The sequence below is a fragment of the Acidovorax sp. NCPPB 3576 genome (assembly GCF_028473605.1).
Taxonomy (GTDB): Bacteria; Pseudomonadota; Gammaproteobacteria; order Burkholderiales; family Burkholderiaceae_C; genus Paracidovorax.
This window is the reverse complement of sequence record NZ_CP097267.1, coordinates 587,395-609,448: the sequence shown is the minus strand read 5'-3', so window position 1 is coordinate 609,448 and position 22,054 is coordinate 587,395. Positions and strand designations below refer to the sequence as shown.

General features: G+C 70.0%; 18 protein-coding genes. 3 read left to right on the top strand and 15 right to left on the bottom strand.

Annotated elements, in window-relative coordinates; translation table 11 throughout:
• Positions 1-5 precede the first annotated feature (5 nt).
• Genes M5C98_RS03020 through M5C98_RS03010 form a run of 3 tightly spaced genes read right to left on the bottom strand, consistent with a single transcriptional unit; the run spans position 6 to position 3,391 of the window.
• Positions 6-923, bottom strand: a complete 918-nt coding sequence (locus M5C98_RS03020; protein ID WP_272550881.1) for an ABC transporter permease — start codon at positions 921-923, stop codon at positions 6-8.
• 22 nt (positions 924-945) lie between these two features.
• A complete protein-coding gene (locus M5C98_RS03015) occupies positions 946-1,863 on the bottom strand; it encodes an ABC transporter permease (protein WP_272550879.1) in 918 nt (305 codons plus the stop codon).
• Between the two features lie 46 nt (positions 1,864-1,909).
• The gene (locus tag M5C98_RS03010; protein ID WP_272553126.1) at positions 1,910-3,391 is read right to left on the bottom strand and encodes an ABC transporter substrate-binding protein; all 1,482 of its coding nucleotides are present in this window, start codon (positions 3,389-3,391) and stop codon (positions 1,910-1,912) included.
• A gap of 233 nt (positions 3,392-3,624) precedes the next feature.
• On the opposite strand from M5C98_RS03010, the gene M5C98_RS03005 reads away from it, so the two are divergent.
• Positions 3,625-4,572: a LysR family transcriptional regulator gene (locus M5C98_RS03005; RefSeq protein ID WP_272550877.1), complete on the top strand. Its 948-nt coding sequence runs from the start codon at positions 3,625-3,627 to the stop codon at positions 4,570-4,572.
• Between the two features lie 30 nt (positions 4,573-4,602).
• On the opposite strand, the gene M5C98_RS03000 is transcribed toward M5C98_RS03005, so the two are convergent.
• The 8 genes from M5C98_RS03000 to M5C98_RS02965 all read right to left on the bottom strand — a co-directional run bounded on the left by M5C98_RS03000 (position 4,603) and on the right by M5C98_RS02965 (position 14,674).
• On the bottom strand, positions 4,603-5,517 hold the full coding sequence (locus M5C98_RS03000; protein ID WP_272550876.1) for a hydroxymethylglutaryl-CoA lyase: 915 nt from the start codon (positions 5,515-5,517) through the stop codon (positions 4,603-4,605).
• Between the two features lie 42 nt (positions 5,518-5,559).
• Positions 5,560-6,480, bottom strand: a complete 921-nt coding sequence (locus tag M5C98_RS02995) for a 2-hydroxyacid dehydrogenase (protein ID WP_272550875.1) — start codon at positions 6,478-6,480, stop codon at positions 5,560-5,562.
• A 37-nt stretch (positions 6,481-6,517) separates the two neighbouring features.
• The gene (locus M5C98_RS02990; RefSeq protein WP_272550874.1) at positions 6,518-8,545 is read right to left on the bottom strand and encodes an acetyl-CoA carboxylase biotin carboxylase subunit; all 2,028 of its coding nucleotides are present in this window, start codon (positions 8,543-8,545) and stop codon (positions 6,518-6,520) included.
• Positions 8,546-9,265, bottom strand: a complete 720-nt coding sequence (locus M5C98_RS02985) for a DUF4126 domain-containing protein (RefSeq protein ID WP_272550873.1) — start codon at positions 9,263-9,265, stop codon at positions 8,546-8,548.
• An 11-nt stretch (positions 9,266-9,276) separates the two neighbouring features.
• A complete protein-coding gene (locus tag M5C98_RS02980; RefSeq protein WP_272550872.1) occupies positions 9,277-10,065 on the bottom strand; it encodes an enoyl-CoA hydratase/isomerase family protein in 789 nt (262 codons plus the stop codon).
• Between the two features lie 79 nt (positions 10,066-10,144).
• Positions 10,145-11,311, bottom strand: a complete 1,167-nt coding sequence (locus tag M5C98_RS02975) for a dienelactone hydrolase family protein (protein ID WP_272550871.1) — start codon at positions 11,309-11,311, stop codon at positions 10,145-10,147.
• 37 nt (positions 11,312-11,348) lie between these two features.
• Positions 11,349-12,953 (bottom strand): carboxyl transferase domain-containing protein, encoded by a 1,605-nt coding sequence (locus M5C98_RS02970; protein ID WP_272550870.1) that lies wholly within the window; start codon positions 12,951-12,953, stop codon positions 11,349-11,351.
• Positions 12,950-14,674 (bottom strand): AMP-binding protein, encoded by a 1,725-nt coding sequence (locus M5C98_RS02965; protein ID WP_272550869.1) that lies wholly within the window; start codon positions 14,672-14,674, stop codon positions 12,950-12,952. The genes M5C98_RS02970 and M5C98_RS02965 overlap by 4 nt, the downstream gene beginning before the upstream one ends.
• A gap of 141 nt (positions 14,675-14,815) precedes the next feature.
• Between M5C98_RS02965 and M5C98_RS02960 the strand changes: the two genes are divergently transcribed.
• Positions 14,816-15,904 (top strand): AraC family transcriptional regulator, encoded by a 1,089-nt coding sequence (locus M5C98_RS02960; protein ID WP_272550868.1) that lies wholly within the window; start codon positions 14,816-14,818, stop codon positions 15,902-15,904.
• A 1-nt stretch (position 15,905) separates the two neighbouring features.
• On the opposite strand, the gene M5C98_RS02955 is transcribed toward M5C98_RS02960, so the two are convergent.
• The 3 genes from M5C98_RS02955 to M5C98_RS02945 form a co-directional block, all read right to left on the bottom strand.
• A complete protein-coding gene (locus M5C98_RS02955; RefSeq protein WP_272550866.1) occupies positions 15,906-17,096 on the bottom strand; it encodes a hypothetical protein in 1,191 nt (396 codons plus the stop codon).
• A 145-nt stretch (positions 17,097-17,241) separates the two neighbouring features.
• Positions 17,242-17,925 carry an HAD family hydrolase gene (locus tag M5C98_RS02950; protein ID WP_272550865.1) on the bottom strand — a complete coding sequence of 228 codons (684 nt, stop codon included), beginning with the start codon at positions 17,923-17,925 and terminating at the stop codon, positions 17,242-17,244.
• Between the two features lie 134 nt (positions 17,926-18,059).
• The gene (locus M5C98_RS02945) at positions 18,060-19,136 is read right to left on the bottom strand and encodes a hypothetical protein (protein WP_272550863.1); all 1,077 of its coding nucleotides are present in this window, start codon (positions 19,134-19,136) and stop codon (positions 18,060-18,062) included.
• 281 nt (positions 19,137-19,417) lie between these two features.
• Here M5C98_RS02945 and M5C98_RS02940 point away from each other — a divergent pair, with 281 nt between their 5' ends.
• Complete coding sequence (locus M5C98_RS02940; RefSeq protein ID WP_442867271.1) at positions 19,418-20,125, top strand: LuxR C-terminal-related transcriptional regulator; 708 nt, start codon at positions 19,418-19,420, stop codon at positions 20,123-20,125.
• 46 nt (positions 20,126-20,171) lie between these two features.
• Here the strand turns inward: M5C98_RS02940 and M5C98_RS02935 are convergent, their stop codons facing one another.
• On the bottom strand, positions 20,172-22,049 hold the full coding sequence (locus M5C98_RS02935; RefSeq protein WP_272550861.1) for an ATP-binding response regulator: 1,878 nt from the start codon (positions 22,047-22,049) through the stop codon (positions 20,172-20,174).
• Positions 22,050-22,054: the final 5 nt, after the last annotated feature.

The following is a 22,054-nucleotide window of genomic DNA, read 5'->3' as shown; positions in this document are numbered from 1 at the left end:
GCCTTTCAGTTCCGGCCATCGGGGGCCGTGAGGTCGCGGATGCCGTCGCCCACCAGGTTGATGGCCAGCACCAGCACGGCCAGCACCACGCCGGGGATCAGGATCACCCAGGGCTGGAAGAACATGTAGGCCTTGCCCTCGGCCACCATCAGACCCCACGACGGCGTGGGCGGCTGCACGCCCAGGCCCAGGAACGACAGGGTCGATTCGAGCAGGATGGCGTGCGCCATCTCCAGCGTGGCCACCACGGTGAGCGCGCTCATCAGGTTGGGCAGCAGCTCGCGCACCAGGATGTATGGCGTGGAGGCGCCCAGCGCCTTGGCCGCGGCGATGAACTCGGCATCGCGCAGCTGCTGCGTGGCCGAGCGGGTCACGATGGCGAAGCGGTCCCACAGCAGCAAGCCCAGCAGCACGATCACCACCTGCAGCGAGCCGCCCACGAGCGAAGCCATGGCCAGCGCCACCAGCACCACCGGCATGGCCAGGCGCGTGGTGATGATGTAGCTGATGACCGCATCCACCCGGCCGCCGAAGTAGCCGGCCAGCACGCCCAGCGTGGTGCCGATGGCCCCGGCGATGAGCGCCGTGACCACGCCGATCAGCAGCGACACGCGGGCGCCGTAGATGAGGCGGCTCAGGTAGTCGCGGCCGAGCTTGTCGGTGCCCAGCACGTGCTCCCAGCTGCCTTTGGCGTGCCAGACGGGCGGAATGAGGCGCTGGGTCACGTCCTGCGCGTAGGGGTCGTGCGGGCTGATCCAGGGGGCCAGCAGCGCGGCCACCAGGGTCAGCACGAGCACGATGGCGCCAAGCACCAGGCCGCGCTGGCCCAGCACGCGGCGCAGCCAGCGGCGCCAGGCCGGTGGCGACGGCAGGGCCAGGGTGGCCGCCGCGCCGGGGGAGGAAAGGGTGGTGGAAGCGGTCATGGCAGTCTCCGGTGCAGCGATGTCAGCGGGTGCGCATGCGCGGGTCGAGCGCGGCGTTGAGCACATCGGCCAGGAAGGTGAGCGCGATGTAGAACACCGCGATGATCAGCACCACGGCCTGCACCACGGGGTAGTCGTTGCGCGCGATGGAGTCCCAGGCGAGCTGCCCCAGCCCCTGCATGGAATACACCGACTCGATCACCACCGAGCCGCCGAGCATGAAGCCCAGCTCCACGGCGGCCAGCGCCACCACCGGAATGATGGCGTTGCGCAGCGCGTGCTTGAACACCACGCGCGAGCGGCTCAGGCCCTTGGCGCGCGCGGTGCGGATGTAGTCCGCGCCCAGCACGTCCAGCATGCCGGCCCGCGTGAGCCGCATCATGGCCGGCATGGCGTAGTAGCCCAGGGCCACCGCCGGCAGCACGAAATGCTGCCAGCTCGTGTTGCCCGCCACCGGCAGCCATTTCAGGCCCACGGCGAACAGCAGCACCAGCGTGAGCGCGAACCAGAAGGTCGGCATGGCCTGGCCCACCACCGCCACCATCAGCGCCAGGCGGTCGATCCAGGTGTCGCGGTAGAGCGCGGCCAGTACACCCAAAGGAATGGCCACGGCCACGGCCAGCAGCAGCGCCACGCCGCCGAGCTTGAGCGTGATGGGCAGGCGCTCGCCGACCAGCTCCATGACGGTGTTCTGGAAATAGAACGACCGCCCGAAATCCAGCCGCGCCGCCGCACCCAGCCAGTCGAAGAACTGCTCCACGATGGGGCGGTCCAGGCCGTACTGCACGCGGATCTTCTCCACGTCGGCGGCGCTCGATTCCGGCCCCGCGATGGCGGTGGCCAGATCGCCCGAGAGGTGCAGCAGCATGAAGCTGACGACCGCCACGGTCAGCATGACGCTCAGCGCCACCAGCAGGCGGCGAAAGATGTAGATCAGCATGGCAGGGGCCCGCGAGGGTGTGGGAGGGACACGAACGCCGGGGCCGTCACTTCCAGCTGGCCTGGAAGAAGCGCGGCAGCTCGTCGGGCTGGGCCTCGAACTTCAGGTCCGAGGTGAACGCGTAGTTGGTCGAGTACGAAAACAGCGGCGCCCACATGGCCTGGGTGGAGATGCGCTGCAGCGCCTGGGCGTACTTGGCCTTGCGCTCGGCCTTGTCCACCGTGGCATCGGCCGTCTGCATCAGCGCGATGACCTGCGGGTCCTTGGCGGTGTCGTCCGGGCCGCCCTTGAAGAAGTTGCCCACGAAGGCCGAAGCGTCGTTGATCGAGAACGATCCCCAGGCCTGGAACGTGAGCGGCGCACGGCCGGCGCGCAGTTCGGTGCGCAGCGCCGGGTACTGCACGAAGTGCAGCCGCGCGCGGATGCCGACCTTGCGCAGGTCGCCGATCATCGCTTCGGCGTATTCGCGCTCGCGGTAGGCCCACAGCGCGGTGTCGAAACCGTTCGGGTAGCCCGCCTCGGCCAGCAGCGCCTTGGCCTTGGCCGGGTTGTATTCGTACTGCTGCACCTTGCTGGTGTCGCAGCCGAACTGCGTGCGAAAGCACGGCGCATACACCGGCTGGCTGCCGCCGCGCACCAGGCTGTCGGCCAGGCCCTTGCGGTTGATGGCGTAGTTGAGCGCCTGGCGCACACGGGGGTCCTTGAAGGGCGCGGCCTCGGGGGTGGTGCCGTTGTTGTTGATGGAGATGAAGCCCACGCGCATGGTCTCGCCGCTCAGCACCGAGAGGTTGGGCGCCGCCTTGAGCGAATCGGCCTGGTCGGCCGGCACGCGCCAGATCCAGTCCACCGCGCCGGTCATCAACTGGGCCATGCGGGCTTCCGGGTCGCGGATCACGGTGAACTTCACGGTGCCGATCTTGGGCTGGCCCAGCGGGCTGTCCTTGAAGTAGGCGGTGTTCTTCACCATGGTCACGCCCTGCCCCGGCACGACGCTGGTGATCTTGTAGGGGCCGCTGCCCACCGGCGCCTTGCTGAAGCCTTCCAGCCCCACCTTGGTGAAATAGGCTGCGGGGTAGATCGGCGTGGGGCCGGCGAGGTACTCCAGCGCCGCAGGGAACGGCGTCTTGAGGTGGATGCGCACCTCGTAGTCGCTCACCTTGTCCACGCCCTTGATCCAGTCGGTGTTCTGGCGCGTGGCGATCTTGGCGTCGGGGCCGGTCACCACGTTGAAGGTGTAGGCCACATCGTCGGCCGTGAACTTGTCGCCGTTGTGGAAGGTGACGCCCTGGCGCAGCGTGACCAGCAGCGCGGTGGGCGACTCCCACTTCCAGGCGGTGGCCAGCTGCGGCTTGAGCTCGCCCGTCTTCGTGTCGCGGTAGAGCAGCGTGTCCCACGCCATGGCGGCGAGCACGACGCCCTCGCGCATGTTGTTGTGGTACGGGCTCACGTTCTCGACCTCGTTGTCCGACGCGTAGGTCAGCGTGTCGTTGGCCTTGCCGGCATGCGCGCCGGCCCCGAAAACCACCATGCCCAGCGCCAGGCAGCCCCGGCGCACCCAGTGGGTGAATAAATGCCCCATTGCGAACTCCTTCATCGTGATGAAACAGGAAACACAGTGAACGGGAGCAAGAATGGGACCTCGGACGCGTTTTCGCCATTACCGAATATCGCGGCGAGCGATCTCAAAAAGGCAATGCTCCCGGCGCTTTGCGCCTATGCTCCGGGAATTGCCGCAGCGCACCACGCCCCTTCGCCCCCGCCATGAAACGCTCGCAGATCGTCGCCCGCCAGTTGCAGGACACGGCCCTGCGCTACTTCCTGGAGGTGGTGCGCTGCGGCTCGATCAGCGAGGCCTCGCAGCGGCTGAACGTGGCGGGCTCGGCCATCAGCCGCCACATCGCGCACCTGGAAGACCTGCTGGGCGCGACGCTGTTCGACCGCCATGCGCGCGGCATGGTGCCCAGTGCGGCGGGCGAGCTGCTGGCGGTGCATGCACAGAAGTCCGCGCACGACGCAGAGCGCGTGGTGCACGAAATGCAGGCGCTGCAGGGCATGGAGCGCGGGCGGGTGCGCCTGGCCTCGTCGGAGGGCTTCGCGCTGGAATTCCTGCCCCGGCTCATCAGCGATTTCCGGCGGCGGCACCCGGGCATCCAGTTCCACCTGGGGGTGTTCCCGCCGGCCGAAAGCACGCGCCGCGTGCTGCTGGGCGATGCGGACATCGGCATCACCATGAGCCGCAGCGCCGAAAAGGACATCCGCATCGAGCTGCTGCAGCCCTCGCCCGTGCTGGCCGTGGTGCAGCGCGGCCATCCGCTGACGCGCTTTCAGCAGGTCAGCTTGTCGCAGCTGCAGAACTACCCCGTGGCGCTGCCCGAAATGGACACCACCGTGCGGCAGCTGTTCGACATCGCGTGCAGCCGCCAGAAGGTGCAGATCGACCCGGTGCTCACCAGCAACTACATCGCCAGCCTGTTCGGGTTCGTCAAGCACGAGCCCGAGGGCGTGTCCATCTCTGGCGAGATCACCATGCGCTACCAGATCGAGCGCGAGGAGATGGCCTGCGTGCGCCTGCGCGACCGCGGGCTGGACCTGCGCAACATCGAGGTGCAGACCCTCATGGGCCGCACGCTGTCACGCGCCGCGCAGTCGTTCCTCATGCACCTCAAGGAGCAGCTGCAGAGCGTGGCCGCGCCGCTGCCCGGAGGCTGACCGCACCCAGCGCCCAGGCCCTGCGCGGCCTCAGCCCAGGCGCTTGGTCAGCAGCGCCTTGGCGGCGCGCGAGTTGGACGGCCGGCCCAGGAAATCGCTGATGTACGCGCCCGCATCGATGAGCGCGTCCAGGTCGATGCCCGTGTCGATGCCCATGCCGTGCAGCATGTACACCACGTCTTCGGTCGCCACGTTGCCCGTGGCGCCCTTGGCGTAGGGGCAGCCGCCCAGGCCCGCCACCGAGGTGTCGTACTGCCACACGCCCATCTCCAGCGAGGCCAGCGTGTTGGCCAGCGCCTGCCCGTAGGTGTCGTGGAAGTGGCCCGATACGGCATCGATGCCGTAGTGCTGCAAGGTGGCCTCCATGGCGCGCTGCACCTTGCGCGGGGTGCCCACGCCGATGGTGTCGGCCACGCCCACATGCTGCACGCCGATCTGCTTCATCAGGCCGGCCAGGTACGCCACGCGTTCGGGCGCCACCTCGCCCTCGTAGGGGCAGCCCACGGTGCAGCTCATGGCGCCGCGCACGGCAATGCCCGCCGCGCGCGCCGCCTCGACCACGGGCGCGAAACGCTCGATGCTCTCGGCGATGCTGCAGTTGATGTTCTTCTGGCTGAAGGCCTCGCTGGCCGAACCGAAAACGACGATCTCGTCGGGCCGCGTGGGCACGGCGGCATCGTAGCCCTTGAGGTTGGGGGTGAGCACCGAATAGCGCACGCCGGGCTGGCGCTCGATGCCCGCCATCACCTCCACGTTGTCCGCCATCTGGGGCACCCACTTGGGCGAGACGAAGCTGGTGACCTCGATCTCCGTGAGGCCTGCCGCCTGCAGGCGGTGCACGAGGCCGATCTTGACCGCGGCGGGCACGGGAGACTTTTCGTTCTGAAGGCCGTCGCGCGGGCCGACATCGACGAGTTTGACGCGGGAAGGAATGCTGCTGCTCATGGGGAAATCCTGCGGTGATGAATGCGGGGCGGCGCCCGTGGCCTAGTAGCCGCGCCGGGGGTCCACGATGCCGGCCACCGGCTCGCCGCGCTGCATGGCGGCGATCTTGCGCGCGATCTGGGCGATGCTTTCTTCGCGCAGCGTGCGGGCGGAGGTGTGGGGCGTGGTCGTGATGCGGGGGTGCGTGCGCAGCGGGTGGTCGGCAGGCAACGGCTCGGTGCGGAACACGTCGAGCGTGGCCCCGGCCAGATGGCCCGCGTCGATGAGGGCGATCAGGTCGTCTTCGACCAGGTGCGCGCCGCGCGCCACGTTGACGACATAGCCGCCCGGCTGCAGGCGCGAGAGCGTGTCGCGGTTCATGATGTCCTGCGTGTCGGGCGTGAGCGGCAGCAGGTTCACCAGCACGCGGCTGGCGGCCAGGAAGCCGTCGAATCCCGCCGCGCCATGAAAGGCCCGCACGCCCTCCACGGCCTTGGGCGAGCGGCTCCAGCCGTTCACCGGGAACTCGAAATGCGCCAGCGCCTTGGCCACGCGCTCGCCCAGCACCCCCAGGCCCATGACGCCGACGGAGAAGTCGCTGCGCAGGCGCGGCCGGCGGTAGGCCCAGCCCCCGGCGCGCATGTCGGCCTCGTAGGCTTCGAACTCGCGAAAGTGCCGCACCACCGCGTGGCACACGTATTCGGCCATCTGCACGGCCATGCCGGCATCGTCCAGCCGCACCACCTGCGCGCCGGGCGGCAGGCGCAGGGCCAGCAGCGCATCCACGCCCGCGCCGATGTTGAAGAGCGCCTGGATGCCGGCCTGCTCGTCCATGAACTGCTGGGGCGGCGCCCAGACCACGGCGAAATCGGCCGGGGGGGCGCCCGGTTGCCAGACGGTGATGTGCGCCCCGGGCAGCGCGGCCTGCAGGCCCTGCAGCCAGGGCTCGGCCTTGGTGTTCGTACAGCAGAAGGTGATGTTCATGGCCTGGGAGCGTATCGCGCCTGGGGGCTGCGCGCTGTCACGCGGGCGAGAGCTTGAGCAGCTCGGCGCCTTCCGTCACCTGGTCGCCCGGCGCATAGAGCAGTTCCTGCACCGTGCCGTCCACGGGCGCGGCGATGGTGTGTTCCATCTTCATGGCCTCCATCACGGCCAGGGCCTGGCCCTTGGTCACGGCATCGCCCGCTTTCACGGCGAACGACACCACCTTGCCGGGCATGGGCGCGGTCAGGCGCCCGCCCTCGGACTGCGCCTCGCCCGCGTGGGCCAGCAGATCGATGGCGACGATCTGCGTGGCGCCGCGCGGCGTGAAGACGTGGTCGGTCTCGCCCTGGGCATGCACCACGGCGCGCGTGCGCTGGCCGGCGAAGTGCAGGTCCAGGCCCTCGCCATCGGCGGTGAAGGCCAGCGGCCCGGCCACGGCAGCCTCGCCCTCGCCCACCGCCAGTTCCATCGCGCCGCCCGGTCCGTAGGTGAGCCAGGCATCGGCGGGCTGGCCGCCGAATTCGAACGCGAACCGGCGGCGCGTCACGCCGTGCGATTGCCAGCCGTCGCGGCGGCTGAACGGGTCGGCGCCTTCCGTGGCGCGCTCGCGCTGCAGCGTCCGGGCCACCGCTGCCGCCGCGGCCAGCGGCAGGCCCACCGGCTCCTGGTGGAACAGCACGGCCTGCTCGCGCGGGATCAGCGCCGTGTCCAGATCGGCCTGCACGAACGAGTCGGTGCGGGCCACGCGGCGCAGGAACTGCACGTTGGTGGACAGGCCCACGATGCGGGTCTGCGCCAGCGCCTCGTCGAGCCGCGCCAGCGCCTGCTCGCGCGTGTCGCCGTGCACGATGAGCTTGGCGATCATCGAGTCGTAGAACGGGCTGATGGCATCGCCCTCGCGCACGCCGTCATCGATCCGCATACCGGCGGCGGCGCCATCCAGTGGCGCGCGCTCGAAACTGGTGGCCGCGGGCTTGCGGTACACCTGCAGCGTGCCGGTGGCGGGCAGGAATTGGTTGTCGGGGTTCTCGGCGCAGATGCGCGCCTCGATGGCATGGCCGCCGATGCGCAACTGGTCCTGCGCCAGCGGCAACGGCTCGCCGCAGGCCACGCGCAGTTGCCACTCCACCAGGTCCTGGCCGGTGATGGCCTCGGTCACCGGGTGCTCCACCTGCAAGCGGGTGTTCATCTCCATGAAGAAGAAGTCCATGGACCCATCGGCCCGCTGCTCCACGATGAATTCCACCGTGCCCGCGCCCACGTAGTTCACCGCGCGTGCAGCGGCCACCGCGGCGTTGCCCATCTCGGCGCGCATGGCCGGGGTCATGCCGGGGGCCGGGGCCTCTTCCAGCACCTTCTGGTGGCGCCGCTGCACCGAGCAGTCGCGCTCGAACAGGTACACGCAGTTGCCCAGGGTGTCGCCGAACACCTGGATTTCGATGTGGCGCGGGCGCTGCACGTATTTCTCGATGAGTACCGCGTCGTCGCCGAAGCTGTTGATGGCCTCGCGCTGGCACGACGCCAGGGCGGCGGCGAAGTCTTCCGACCGGTCCACCGCGCGCATGCCCTTGCCGCCGCCGCCCGCGCTGGCCTTGATGAGCACGGGGTAGCCGATGCGGTCGGCCTCGCGCTGCAGCAGCGCGGGGTCCTGGTCGGCCCCGTGGTAGCCGGGCACCAGGGGCACGCCGGCCTTTTCCATGAGCTGCTTGGACTCGGCCTTCAGGCCCATGGCCTGGATGGCGGACGGGGGCGGGCCGATGAAGACCAGCCCGGCATCGGCACAGGCCTGGGCGAACTCCTCGTTCTCCGACAGAAATCCGTAGCCGGGGTGCACGGCCTGCGCGCCCGTGGCCCGGGCCGCGTCGATGATGCGCTGCCACTGCAGGTAGCTGTCCTTGGGCGAGCTGCCGCCGATGTGCACGGCCTCGTCGCATGCGGCGACGTGCTTGGCGCCGGCGTCGGCATCGGAATACACAGCCACGGTCTTCACGCCCAGGCGACGTGCGGTCGCGGCCACGCGGCAGGCGATTTCACCGCGGTTGGCAATCAAAATCTTCGTGAACATTCAAACCACCTTCGCAGGACCAGAAAAAAGAGACGACACGCGCCGCAGCACGGCGCGCAGGAATTTGAAAAGCACGATCAGCAGCAGCGCCGACAGCACCAGCATCACCACCAGCGCGACGCCGAACAGCACCGGGTGCTGCGTGGCCATCCACACGACGGCCACCACCAGGCCGTCCTCGAAGAACGACAGCAGCCAGTTGGAGAAAGGCTCGGGCGAGGTGTTGGCCGCGGCGCGCGTGGTCATCTTGGTGGCCAGGGCCGTGGCCGAGAGCGAGCCGCCCAGCAGCCCCGCGACGAGGCCCATGGTGGCGTTGTCGGCGCCGAACACGCCCGCGGCCAGCAGCGCCCCGCCAGGAATGCGGATGACGGTGTGCACTGCATCCCAGGCGCTGTCCAGCCAGGGCACCTTGTCGGCGAAGAACTCCACGCAAAGCAGCAGCCCGCTCACGGTGAGGACGGCAGGGTGCTGCAGCGCGTGCAGCCCGGCAGGCAGCGGCAGCCAGCCGCCCGCGCCCATGAGCCCCACGATGAAGACCACCGCATACAGCCGGAACCCGCTGGCCCAGCCGAGCGCGGCGGCCAGGGCCAGCAGGCCCGGCAGGTCCATCGCTGCCGTGGCCTGGGACGCGCCGGCCGCCACGCCGCGGGCGGTGCCGGGGTCCACGTGCAGCCCCACGGCGTGGAGCCACTGAACGATGTGCAGCCAGAGCGCGTCCATGCCGTCCCCGGTCAGCCCGGCCCCACCAGCCAGGAGGGCTTGCGCTTTTGCAGGAAGGCCTGCACGCCCTCACGCCCCTCGTCGCTGGCGCGGATGTCGGCAATCCCCTGCACCGTGGCGGCAATGAGCGCGGCATCGATGTCGCGGCCCGCCACGTCCTGCACCAGCCGCTTGCAGGCGCGCACCGCGGCCGGGCTGGCGCTGGTGAGCGCCTTGAGCCAGGCATCCACCGTGTCGTCGAGCTGCTCGAACTCCACCACCGCATGCACGAAACCGAGGTGAAGCGCCTCGGCCGCGCCGAAGCGCTCGGCGGTCAGGAAATAGCGGTGGGCGGCGCGCGCGCCCATGGCGCGGATCACATAGGGGCTGATGGTCGCCGGGATGAGCCCCAGCTTCACCTCCGACAGGCAAAAGCCCGCCGTATCGACGGCCACCGCCATGTCGCAGGCCGCCACCAGGCCCATGCCGCCGGCATACACGTCGCCCTGCACGCGGGCGATGGTGGGCTTGGGGCATTCGTAGATCGTGCGCAGCATCTCGGCCAGCGCGCCGGCGTCGGCCACGTTTTCCTCGCGCGTGTAGTCGGCCATGCGGCGCATCCAGTTCAGGTCGGCGCCCGCGCAGAAGGCAGTGCCCTGCGCAGCCAGCACCACGGCACGCACATCGTCGCGCGCGCCGGCCTGCGCGAAGGCGGCCGTGAGCGCGGCAATGGTTTCGTCGTTGAAGGCGTTGCGCAGATCGGGCTGCGCCAGCGTGATGCGCGCCACGGCGCCGTCATAGGCCGTCTGGACGGAGTTCATGGGGTGGGTCCTCGGTGCTCTGGAGAAAAAGCCGAACGCGGATGCGGCCGGATGCGTGCGGCGGGCGAATGTGCCGGCCTCATGGCGCCTCCCACACGACGTGGTCGTCCACGGCATACAGGTGGCAGGTGGCCGCCTTGGCGTTTTCGTTGCAGCGGGCCACCGCCGCGGCCATGGCATCGGCCCGGCCGTAGTAGTAGGCCCAGGCGCCGCTGGGCGCGATGGCGTAGGCCCGGGGCCATGGCGCCGCAAGAAACTTGCGGTAGCCCTCCCGCGCTGCATCGCGCACATAGGGAATGGCCGCCGCATCGGCGACGGGGTAGGCGTCGGTGGCCCGGGGCACGGCGCTGTCGTGCGGCATCATCGGAATGTGCGTCACCGGCCGGGACGGCAGGCCCAGTCCGGCCAGGAAGCGCTCCACCTGCGGCAGCCAGATCGGCACGCCGCTTTGCGAGGCGAACAGCCGGTGCGAATCGGTTCCGAACTTGCCGTACGCCACCAGTTGGGCCCGCCCGCCAGCCGCCACGTAGCGCGCGTACATGTCGCGGTACAGCGAGGTCGGCCAGTACGAATCGTTGTCGCCGTAGAACCACAGCGACGGCAGGCGCGTGCCCTGGCCGTAGGCGCCGAAGGCCCTGGCCAGGTTGTTTTCCCAGCCGGGGCATTGCTCCTGCCGCAGCCCGCCGGCGAAATTGACGAGGCCGCGCACGCCGGGCGGGTTCAGCGTGCCCAGCGCCAGGGTGGTCAGGCCGCCGTGCGACTGGCCGACGACGACGATGCGCTGACTGTCCGCATCCGGCAGGCGGCGCACGTAGGCCAGCGCGGCCTGCACGTCCTCGGCCTGCGTGCGGCCGTTGCCTTCGACGTTGCAACCGCTGCCCAGGTAGGCGCCCGTGGACCGCGAGAAGCCCTGGCGCATCGGGATCACCACGAGGTAGCCGCGCTCCACGAACACGCGGGCGGCCGCCAGGTAGCGCGCGCGCTCCTGCAGGCGCGGGTTGCCGTTGGCCTTGCCGTGGTTGATGACGACGACCGGGAACGGCCCCGTGCCCGCCGGGCGGTACACGGTGGTTTCCAGCTCGGTGGACAGCACCCCCTCGCCCTTGGGCACCATCACGATCTGCTCGCGCAGCGTGGCATCCAGCGTGGGCGCGGTGGACGGCGCCAACTGCGCCAGGGCGGGCAAGGCGCCCAGCAGCAGCGCGCAGCGCAGCAGCCAGGCCAGGGCGTGTCGGCGAAGGGTCATGGCGGGATCTGCGTCGGAGTCTTCGGCGGGCTGGCGGTCACATGCGGAACAGGCCGAACTTCGTGTCTTCGATGGGCGCATTGCGCGTGGCCGACAGGCCCAGCGCCAGCACGCGGCGCGTGTCGGCAGGGTCGATCACGCCGTCGTCCCAAAGGCGCGCAGTGGCGTAATAGGGGTGGCCCTGGCTTTCGTACTGCTGCCGGATGGGGGCCTTGAAGGCCTCTTCTTCCTCGGCACTCCACTGGCCCCCCTTGCCCTCGATGCCGTCGCGCTTGACGGTGGCCAGCACGCTCGCGGCCTGGTCGCCGCCCATGACGGAGATGCGCGCGTTGGGCCACATCCACAAGAAGCGCGGCGAATACGCCCGCCCGCACATGCCATAGTTGCCCGCGCCGAACGAGCCGCCGATGACGATGGTGAACTTGGGCACGGCGGCGGTGGCCACGGCGGTGACCATCTTGGCGCCGTTGCGCGCGATGCCCTCGTTCTCGTACTTGCGTCCCACCATGAAGCCGGTGATGTTCTGCAGGAACACCAGCGGGATCTTGCGCTGGCAGCACAGCTCGATGAAGTGCGCGCCCTTGAGGGCGGACTCGCTGAACAGGATGCCGTTGTTGGCGATGATGCCCACGGGCATGCCTTCGATGCGCGCGAAGCCCGTGACCAGCGTGGTGCCGTAGCGCGCCTTGAACTCGTCGAACTCGCTGCCATCGACGATGCGGGCGATGATCTCGCGCACGTCGAAGGGCTTGCGCGTGTCCACCGGAATCACGCCGTACAGCTCGTTCGCTACAAATTTAGGAGCAATAGAGGCATGTAATTCACCGGCATGGGCCTTGTTTCTATTCAAATTGCGCACCGCGTTGCGGGCCAGCTGCAGCGCGTGCAAGTCGTTTTGCGCCAGGTGGTCGGCCACGCCGGACAGGCGCGTGTGCACATCGCCGCCCCCTAGGTCCTCGGCCGTCACGACCTCGCCCGTGGCCGCCTTCACCAGGGGCGGGCCGCCCAGGAAGATGGTGCCCTGGTTCTTGACGATGATGGATTCGTCGCTCATGGCCGGCACGTAGGCGCCGCCGGCGGTGCACGAGCCCATCACCACGGCGATCTGCGCGATGCCCTGCGCGCTCATGTGCGCCTGGTTGTAGAAGATGCGGCCGAAGTGGTCGCGGTCGGGAAACACCTCGTCCTGGTTGGGCAGGTTGGCGCCGCCCGAGTCCACCAGGTAAATGCACGGCAGGTGGTTCTGCGCGGCCACCTCCTGCGCGCGCAGGTGCTTCTTCACCGTCATGGGGTAGTAGGTGCCGCCCTTCACCGTGGCGTCGTTGCACACCACCATGCAGTCCACGCCGCTCACGCGGCCGATGCCGGCGATCAGGCCGGCGCCGGGCGCGTCGTTGTTGTACATGTTGAGCGCGGCCAGGGGCGCCAGTTCGAGGAACGGCGTGCCGGGGTCCAGCAGCATCTGCACGCGCTCGCGCGGCAGCAGCTTGCCGCGGGCCGTGTGCTTGGCGCGGGCGGCTTCGCCACCGCCCTGGGCCACCTGGGCGGTGCGGGCGCGCAGGTCATCGACCAGGGCGCGCATGGCGGCAGCATTGGCCAGGAAGTCGGCCGAGCGGGCATTGAGTTGGGATTCGAGGATCATGCGGTGGTGCTTTCCTGCAGGCCGAGCTGTTCTTTCATGGCATCGCGGATCTTGAATTTCTGGATCTTGCCGGTCACCGTCATCGGGAACTCGGCGACGAATCGGATGTAGCGCGGCACCTTGTAGTGCGCGATCTGGCCCTTGCAGAACGCGCGGATGTCGTCCTCGGTGGGCGCGGCCGTGCCGGGCTTGGGGATGATCCAGGCGCACAGCTCCTCGCCGTAGCGGGCATCGGGCACGCCCACCACCTGCACGTCCTGGACCTGCGGGTGGCGGTAGAGAAACTCCTCGATCTCGCGCGGGTACACGTTCTCGCCGCCGCGGATCACCATGTCCTTGATGCGGCCGACGATGTTCACGTAGCCCTCGGCATCCATGGTGGCCAGGTCGCCGGTGTGCATCCAGCCGGTCTCGTCGATGGCCTCGCGGGTCTTGGCCGGATCGTCCCAGTAGCCGTGCATGACCGAGTAGCCGCGCGTGCACAGCTCGCCGCGCTCGCCCACGGACACCACGGCGCCGGATTCGGGGTCGATGATCTGGATCTCCAGGTGCGGCTGCACCTGGCCCACGGTGGACACGCGCTTATAAAGCGGCGTCTCGGTGCTGCTCTGGCAGCTCACCGGGCTGGTTTCGGTCATGCCGTAGGCGATGGTGATCTCGGGCAGGTGCATGTCGCTCACCACCCGCTTCATCACCTCGATGGGGCATGGCGAGCCGGCCATGATGCCGGTGCGCAGCGTGGACAGGTCGAACTCGGCAAAGCGCGGGTGGTCCAGCTCGGCGATGAACATCGTGGGCACCCCGTGCAGGCCGGTGCAGCGCTCGGCCTGCACCGTCTCCAGCACCTTGAGCGGATCGAACCCGTCGCTCGGGTACACGATGGCCGCGCCGTGCGTGAGACAGGCCAGGTTGCCCAGCACCATGCCGAAGCAGTGGTACAGCGGCACGGGAATGCACAGCCGGTCCTCGGGGGCGAGCCGCATGCACTCACCGATGAAGAAGCCGTTGTTCAAAATGTTGCGGTGCGTGAGCGTGGCGCCCTTCGGAAAGCCCGTGGTGCCGCTCGTGAACTGGATGTTGATGGGGTCGTTGGCATCGAGCGTGGCGGCCACGGCGTCGATGCGCGCATCCTGCGCATCGCCGCGCGCCATCAGCTCGGAAAACCGCAGCAGGCCGGGCTCGTCGCCGCCGACCGCACCGTCGATCCACACCACGGTGCGCAGCTGCGGCAGCCGGTCGGACTGCAGTGCGCCCGGCGTGCCGGCGGCCCACTGCGGCGCCAGTTCGCGCAGCATGCCCAGGTAGTCGCTGGTCTTGAAGCGCGCCATGGTCACCAGCGCCTTGCAGCCGACCTTGTTGAGCGCGTATTCCACCTCCGACGTGCGGTAGGCGGGGTTGATGTTCACCAGCACCAGGCCCACCTGCGCGGTGGCCAGCTGCATGAGCACCCATTCGGCGTTGTTGTGCGACCAGATGCCCACCCGGTCGCCCGGGTTCAGGCCCAGCCCCAGCAGCGCGCTGGCCAGGCGGCGCACCTCGGTGTGCAGCTGGCCGTAGGTGTAGCGCAGGCCCTGGTGCACGCTCACCAGCGCCTCGCGGTCCGGCTGGCGCTGCGCCATGTCGCTGAAAAAGGCGCCGATCGTCTGCTCGATCAGGGGCACCGCCGTGCTGCCGCGTGCAAAGGCGGAAGTCAACGGGGCGGTCGGGCTCACTGGGTCCATGGCAATGTCTCCTCGTGTGGCACGCCCCCGGCCCGGCCGGGAACGGCGATGGGCCGCAGCATACGCCCGCCCGGGCCAGGACCGCATGACAGATGGGGTCACAAAGGTTGCAATATGCGCCACGCAAGGCAAACTCCCTCCATGCCCGAACCCGCCACCGCCCTGCCCCACCCCCCACCCCACCCCGCCCCCCACGCGCCCACCGCTGCTACGCCAATGGCCTTCGTGCGGGCCATCGTTCAGGCCTACACCCAGCGCGGCATGGATGCGTCGGCCGTGCTGCGGCAGGCACAAATCACGCCATCGGACATCGACCATCCGCAAGGGCGCATCACGGCGCTGCAGATGGAGCAGCTCTCCGACGGCGCCATGCGCGAACTGGACGACGAGGCCCTGGGCTGGTTCGGCCGGCGCCTGCCCTGGGGCAGCTACGGCATGCTGGCGCGGGCCTCGATCAGCGCGCCGCACCTGGGCCTGGCCCTGCAGCGCTGGTGCCGCCACCATGGCCTGCTGACCGACGACATCGCCCTGCACCTGGCCACCGACGGCGCCACCGCCACGCTGGCGATCACCGAGCACTGCGACCTGGGCACGCTGCGCGAGTTCTGCCTGGTCTCGATGCTGCGCAACGCGCTGGGGCTGGCCTGCTGGCTCATCGATTCGCGCCTGCCGCTGCAGGGCGCGGATTTTCCCTTTGCGCCACCGCCGCACCAGGCGGCCTATCCGCTGCTGTTCGCCGGCCCCATCGCCTTCCGTGCGCCGCAGGCCGCGCTGCGCTTCGATGCGCGCTATCTGGCGATGCCGCTGCAGCGCGACGAGAACGCGCTGCGCACCATGCTGCAGCGCGCGCTGCCCCTGACCGTGCGCCAATACCGGCGCGACCGCCTGCTGGTGCAGCGCGTGCGGCAGGCGCTGGCAGCCGACACTGGCGCGCTGCAGGGCGCGGACGCACTGGCCGAGCGGCTGCACCTGTCGCCGCGCACGCTGCACCGCCAACTCAAGGAAGAAGGCGCGTCGCTGCAGGCGCTGAAAGACGAGGTGCGCCAGCACCGCGCCATCGAATGGCTGCACCGCACCGACCGGCCGATCAAGCAGGTGGCACAGGCCGCGGGCTTTCTCAACGAAAAGAGCTTCATCCGCGCGTTTCGGGGCTGGACGGGGCAGTCCCCCGCCGCGTTCCGCCGCGCTGCCCGGCTGGCGGGCGGGGGTGGATTCGGCCAGGGCGCGTGACCTAAGCCTTGCCGGCGGCGGCCTCGTCAGGAATGGGGCGCACGAACAGCTTGGCATAGTGGCGCAAGGTGCCCGATTGCGACAGGTCGTCGGTGATGAACGCCCGGTACTTGGCGCTCAATGCGTCGCCCGATGCGCCACTGCCGTGGTTGACCTGGTCGAGAAAATCCTGCCGCATCTGCTGCAGCTGCGCGTGCGACATGCCGCGGTCCTTGAGCGCCTGGAACGCCGCCTCCCGCTTCATCCCGGCGAGGGCGATGGGCTTGGTTCCTGCGGCAGCAGGCACCGCCGCCGGCTGCTGCTGCTGCACCTTGGCCGAGGGCTTCGGCGCCTCCTGCCGCCCGGCGCCCGCATTCGGTCGGGGACCTGAATCGGCCTTGGGGCCCGGGCCTGGCTTGGGGCCGGCATCCGCCTTGGGGCCAGCGCCGGCTTTCGGCGGGGGCGGCAAAGCCGTCAGAAACTCCACCACGTTGGCGGTGTCGTTCAGCAGCAAATGCTTCAGTTCCGGCTCGGTGAATTTTTGGCGCAGCAGTTGCCAGTTCTCGGCCCGTGCTTCAGGGCCCTTGCCCGGGGCATGGCCACCCAGGATCGCCACGAGCTCCTTCAGCCTCGGCGGGTCCATGCGGTCGATTTCATGCAACTGGAACACGGCCAGCACCTGGGCCGCAGGCGATTTCGGCAGCGCTGGGGCCGTCAGGAACTTCATCACGTCGGCGGTCTTCTTCAGCAGCAACTGCTGCAGTTCAGCCCCGTTGAACTGGCTGCGCAGCAGCTTCCAGTTCTGCGCCAGCAGCGCGGGCTCCACGCCGAAGGTCTTCCCGCCCAGGAGCTTCGTGAACTGCTTGACCTGCACCGGGGTCATGCGATCGACTTCGTGCAGCGGAATTTTGGACAAGACCTGCGCGACCGTGGGATTGCCAGGAACGGTCGGCGGAGCGCCCGGCCGTCTGGCCTGCGCACTGGTGCGGCCTGCAAAGTTTTGCGGGGCGGGCCCACGGCGGTCGTTGGCGGCGGCGCTGTCGGCCGGGTGGCCTGCAGCGCCGGCCCGGCGCTGCGGCATCGGCCCCGCGTCCCCACCGGCCTTGAAACGGCTCTGCCGGGGCGGCTCCCGGTGCTCCGGAGCGGCGTTGGCACCGCGCGCGGAGGCGCTGTTGAAACGCGAGAAAGGGCTCTTGGGAAATTGAATCGACATGGGTTCTCCTGGGGGCATGGAGCGGTGCGCCGCACCACGCCCATCCCACTGCTGCCGATCGTGGAAGCCAAAGTCCCTGCCCTGCACCGATCAGGCGAACCCATTTCCCACCCTGCGAAGGCGCGCTGTTTTCGCCGGGCCGCCCTCAGCCCAGCAGCGCGGGCAGTTCCGCCATGTGGAGCATCACATGCGCCGCGCCGGCCGCGCGCAGGGCCTGGACCGAGGCATGCCCCTCGGGCATGGGGCTGTAGCCGACCACCGTGGCGCCCGCCGCCACGCCGGCCTGCACGCCCGTGACCGAATCCTCCACCACCAGGCAGCGCGCCGGCGCCACGCCCAGCGCGGCGGCGGCGGCCAAATACACATCGGGGGCGGGCTTGGTGCGGGGCATCTCGTGGCCGCTGAAGATGCGGCCCTGGAAGAGCGGCGTCAGGCCCACCTTGGCCAGTTGCAGCTCCACCTTGAAACGGTCCGCGCCCGATGCGCAGGCGATGCGGCCACCGAGCCGCTCGTGCACGGCCCGCACGGCATCGGGGGCACCGGGAATCGGGCCCAGTTCGGCCTGCAGCGCGGCGTTGCGGCGGGTGTAGAAATCGGCCATCCAGGCGTCGGTCAACGGCTGGCCGGTTTCGGCCTCGATGCGTGCCGCCTCGCTGCGCACGGCCTTGCCCAGGAAGATGGCCAGGCATTCCTCGGGCGTGAGCGACCAGCCCGAGGCTTCGAGCTGGTCGCGCAGCACGCGGTGGGTGATGGGTTCGCTGTCCACGAGCACGCCATCGCAATCGAACAGCACGGCGTCGTAGGAAGAGGGCAGGACGGATGGGGGCATGGCAGGGGTGGGGCAAGAGCGCGCAGGATCGGCGCGATGGGCAGCACAGCCACTGCTGGCAATGCAGCCGGCGCCGCTGGAAACCAGCCGCTGAATCTACCCCATCCGTGCCGCGGCCCGGACGCCGCCGGCCTTTACGGGTAGGTGATGCCCGCCAAGGGGTTGCGCATCGTGAGGGCACCGCCGACCGACACCGTGAACCGGGCACTCTGGCTGGTGCCGAGATCGGTGACGCCCACGTCGCTGTAATAGAACAGGCCCTGGGCCGCACGCGCATTGAGCTGGGACTGCAGTTGCGCCAGGCTCTGCTGGCCGCTGGAAGGCTCCACGCTGTAGCGGATGGCACCGCTCTGGCTTGCGCTCTTCTCGAAAATGCTCGCGCTCGCGCCGCCCGCCACCACGAAGTCGCCGATCCACAGGCGGCCTTGCCCGCCCTGCTCGTCCAGCCGCTGGCGCAATGTGTCGCCATAGGTGGAAGGGGACGAAGGCAGGCCGTCCAGGCCCACGTAGGCATAGGTATCGGCCGAAGAGTCCTTCACGTACAGGTTGAAAAATTCATTGCCTGCCGCCAGGGGGCCCACCAGGCGGAAGCCGCGCGCGCCCTGGGCATTGAGCTGGGCCACGAAGCCGTCCCGGGACAGCGCGGACGACATGGGCTGCCGTTCATAGGTGTAGGTGAGGGACTTGGAGGTGTCCTTCACGAAAAGGCCCCGGATGCCCGACGCCGAGCCGAACGACAGAGGCGCCTTGTAAGCGAAGCCGCCCGCGCCCTGCTGGTTGAGCAGCGCCAGCACCGCGTCCGCCGTGGCGGGCTGCGCGATGGCCACGTACTGCAGGCGCGATGCGCCATGGGCCGTGTCCTGCAGATAGAAGTCGCCAAAGGCCTGCGCGCTGCCACCGGCATCCGCGACGAACGTGGAGAGGAACGCATAGCCTTGCGCGCCCTGGGCGTTCATGGCCGCCAATGCGGCGTCCACCGACGTGGCGGCGCTTTCCTGCCGGTACTGGCCGGTCACATTGGCGGGGGCAGGCGCCGGAGCGGGCGCCGGCGTGGGTGCCGTCGGATCAGGGGCGGGCGCCGGGGCGGGAGCGGGGGCACCAGGGGCCGTCGGCGCGGTGGCGTCGCCGTTTCCGTCGCTGCCGCCGCAGGCAGCCAGAAGGGAGACGATCAAGGCCGCAGCGGTTCGGCGGGACAGGTCCGCAGTGTTCATGGTTTTTTCCTGGAGAAGGTGGCAAGGCAAGGTGCCCGCCGGGAAGGCGAGGACACCCACGATCGCAGCGGACGCGCGTGGTCCGGCACGGCGGCGCCGGCACGTCCCTGCGTCGGGGTGACTGGCATCAAAGCAACGGCCGTGGAGCGATATCGCCCGGCACGGCGCAAAGAGGGGGTGATTTTCAGTACAGTGCACCCCATGCCCCACCCCCCTGGAGGGGGGTATTTGTTACACGGTGCACCAGGCTCCGAGGGCGGCAAGCCTGCACCGGCACGGAAATTTCATTGAGCTTTTCAGAACCCCTGCGCCCTGGCAGCGACCACTACGGGCTGGTCGTGGACGACCATCCCCTCGTCGCCCACGGCATGACCGCGTTCCTGCGGTTACACAAGAAACTGGATGATGCGGTGAGCGCGGGCAGCCCGCCCGAGGCCCTGCGCACCATCGCCCAGCGCGGCGCTCCGGCCATCGCGCTGGTGGACTTCTGGCTGGCCGACGGGGCGACCGACCTGTTCATCCGCGACGTGCTGGCGCTGGCGCCGGCCACCCGCGTGCTGATGGTGAGCGGCGACAGCCACCCGGCCATCGTGCTCAAGGCGCGTGCCAGCGGCGCCCACGGATTCGTGCACAAGCAGGAAGCGCCCGAGGCGTTCGCCGCGGCGGTGAGCACGTTGCTGGGCGGCGGCACCTGGTTCGATGCCGCGCCGGACAGCCCCGCGCCGGTGGCCGACACGCCGCTGGCGCGCGAGGTGCCGCTGGCCCCGGCCGAACTGGGGCTGACCCCGCGCCAGGGCGAGATCCTGGCCTTGCTGCTGCAGGGCTTGCCCAACAAGCCGATTGCCACCGCGCTGAACGTGTCCGAACACACCGTCAAGGAGCATGTGACGGCCATCCTGCACAAGCTGCAGGCGCGCAACCGGGTCGAGGCCATCGCCAAGCTGCGCGGCGTGCGGCTGGAACTGCCGCCACCGACCTACCCCCGCTGAGCCGCGCCACGGCCTGTGGGCCGCCCGGCCTCCAGGGGCCGCGCCGTCACGGTGCGTCGGCGTGCGCCAGCCAGCGGGACAGCACTGCATGCAGCGCCTGCGGCGCCAGCGGCTTGCGAAAGACGAGGTAGCCCTCCTCCTCGGCCTGCAGCAGCGCCGGGGCATCGTGTTCGCCGCTCACCATGGCGCCGCGCGCATGGCCGCAGCGCGCTAGAAGCGCCTGCAGCACGGCAAAGCCGCTCTCGCCCGCGCCCAGCCGGTGGTCGCACAGCACGGCATCGGGCACGAAGCCGCCGTCCACCCCGGCCATGGCCTGCGCCCCGGTGGCCGCGCATTGCACCTGCAGTCCCCAAGACTGCAGCAACTGGGACAGCGACGAGGCGATCTGCGGGTCGTCCTCCACCAGCAGGCAGCGCCCCTGCAGCGAGGCCATGCGTTCGGCCCAGGGCGCCGCGGGCTGCAGCATGGGCTCGGCCGGCAGCGGGCCGCCCGGCGGGGCCGCCGTCAGCTCCAGCCAGAAGCACGAGCCCCGGCCCGGCGTGGATTCGAACCCGTGCCCCGCGCCGATCAGCCCCGCCGAGCGGGCCACCACCGACAGCCCCAGGCCGTGCCCTTCGGCCTGCTGCACCCGGGCCTGCTCGCTGCGGTAGAACGGCGCGTAGATGCGGTGGCGGTCCCGGGGCGCCACGCCCGCGCCGGTGTCCCACACCTCGATGCGCCAGCGGTCGCCCCGCGCCCGCGCGCCCAGCAGCACGCCGCCCGAGGCGGTGTAGCGCAGCGCGTTCTGCGCCAGGTTGAACACCATCTGCCGCAGCAGCGCCGGGTCGCCTCGCACCGCCGCCTCGCGCTGGCGCGGCAGGTAAAGGCGCAGGCGCAGGCCGCGCAGCTCGGCATCGGGTGCGAACACGGTGGCCACGTCGTCGAACAGCGCACGCAGGGACACGCTCTCTTGGCGCACCGAAAAAGTGCCAGCCTCGATGCGCGACAGATCCAGCAGCGCGTTGAACATGAAGTTCAGCGACCGCACGCAGCCCTGCACGTCCTGCAGCACGGCGTTCAGGCGCTCGTCGCCGTTGCGCTGCAGGGCCGTCTCCACCAGCAGGCCCATGGCGTGCAGCGGCTGGCGCAGGTCGTGGCTGGCGGTGGCGATGAACCGGTTCTTTTCCTCCAGCGCGCGCTCGGCCGCCTCCTTGGCGGCGCGGTACTGCTCGGCCAGCTGCGCGCGCTGGCGCTCCATCTCCACCTGCTGCACCACGAAGCGGCGCGACCCCCAGGCATGGCGGCACAGCACGGCGCCGTACAGCAGCATCAGCGGCAGCAGGTAATGCCAGCGCTGCGGAAAGTACCAGTAGATCGCCAGCGTGGGCGGCAGGTAGCTGGCCGCGAAATAGCGCCAGAAGATGCCCGGCACCGGCGCGAGGAACGTCGTGGCCGATGCGATCACCGCGCACAGCACCATGTACAGGAAGAGGCGGAATTCGAGCGGGGCCGCCGGCATCGTGAGAAAGACGGGCAGCGTCCACATCAGCCCGGTCGCCAGGGACAGCCAGTGAAAGATGCGCTCCCACTTGGGCACGGCCACCGCATCGGGCAGCGCCGCATCGCGCAGAAGGCCCCTGCGCAGCCGCAGCAGCCCCACGGCCACGATCCCGAAAAGCGCCCACCACGCGATGAGCGGCCCCGGCGGCGCGAAGCGGCTGTAGAACCCCACCAGCACGCCGGGAATGACCACCGCGGCGATCTCCGAGGAGCCGCGCGAGGCCAGCGACTGCAGCAGCCGGCGGCGCACGGCCAGGTCCAGCGCCTGCACCCCGGCGTCGCCCGCCACGGGCGTGGGCGTGGGCGTGGGCGGGGAGGGCCTGGGCGGGGCCGGCGCGGAGGCAGCGGAAACGGATGGCACCATGGCGCCGGAGCGATCGGGCATGCGGC

Excerpts from the sequence above, each read along its gene's own strand:
- M5C98_RS02985 (WP_272550873.1), bottom strand. The coding sequence starts at position 9,265 with ATGGACGCGCTCTGGCTGCACATCGTTCAGTGGCTCCACGCCGTGGGG.
- M5C98_RS02965 (WP_272550869.1), bottom strand. The coding sequence starts at position 14,674 with ATGGACCCAGTGAGCCCGACCGCCCCGTTGACTTCCGCCTTTGCACGC.
- M5C98_RS02995 (WP_272550875.1), bottom strand. The coding sequence starts at position 6,480 with ATGAACATCACCTTCTGCTGTACGAACACCAAGGCCGAGCCCTGGCTG.
- M5C98_RS03010 (WP_272553126.1), bottom strand. The coding sequence starts at position 3,391 with ATGGTGGTTTTCGGGGCCGGCGCGCATGCCGGCAAGGCCAACGACACG.
- M5C98_RS02980 (WP_272550872.1), bottom strand. The coding sequence starts at position 10,065 with ATGAACTCCGTCCAGACGGCCTATGACGGCGCCGTGGCGCGCATCACG.
- M5C98_RS02935 (WP_272550861.1), bottom strand. The coding sequence starts at position 22,049 with ATGCCCGATCGCTCCGGCGCCATGGTGCCATCCGTTTCCGCTGCCTCC.
- M5C98_RS02970 (WP_272550870.1), bottom strand. The coding sequence starts at position 12,953 with ATGATCCTCGAATCCCAACTCAATGCCCGCTCGGCCGACTTCCTGGCC.
- M5C98_RS03000 (WP_272550876.1), bottom strand. The coding sequence starts at position 5,517 with ATGAGCAGCAGCATTCCTTCCCGCGTCAAACTCGTCGATGTCGGCCCG.
- M5C98_RS02945 (WP_272550863.1), bottom strand. The coding sequence starts at position 19,136 with ATGAACACTGCGGACCTGTCCCGCCGAACCGCTGCGGCCTTGATCGTC.
- M5C98_RS03020 (WP_272550881.1), bottom strand. The coding sequence starts at position 923 with ATGACCGCTTCCACCACCCTTTCCTCCCCCGGCGCGGCGGCCACCCTG.
- M5C98_RS02975 (WP_272550871.1), bottom strand. The coding sequence starts at position 11,311 with ATGACCCTTCGCCGACACGCCCTGGCCTGGCTGCTGCGCTGCGCGCTG.
- M5C98_RS02950 (WP_272550865.1), bottom strand. The coding sequence starts at position 17,925 with ATGCCCCCATCCGTCCTGCCCTCTTCCTACGACGCCGTGCTGTTCGAT.
- M5C98_RS03005 (WP_272550877.1), top strand. The coding sequence starts at position 3,625 with ATGAAACGCTCGCAGATCGTCGCCCGCCAGTTGCAGGACACGGCCCTG.
- M5C98_RS02960 (WP_272550868.1), top strand. The coding sequence starts at position 14,816 with ATGCCCGAACCCGCCACCGCCCTGCCCCACCCCCCACCCCACCCCGCC.
- M5C98_RS03015 (WP_272550879.1), bottom strand. The coding sequence starts at position 1,863 with ATGCTGATCTACATCTTTCGCCGCCTGCTGGTGGCGCTGAGCGTCATG.
- M5C98_RS02990 (WP_272550874.1), bottom strand. The coding sequence starts at position 8,545 with ATGTTCACGAAGATTTTGATTGCCAACCGCGGTGAAATCGCCTGCCGC.
- M5C98_RS02955 (WP_272550866.1), bottom strand. The coding sequence starts at position 17,096 with ATGTCGATTCAATTTCCCAAGAGCCCTTTCTCGCGTTTCAACAGCGCC.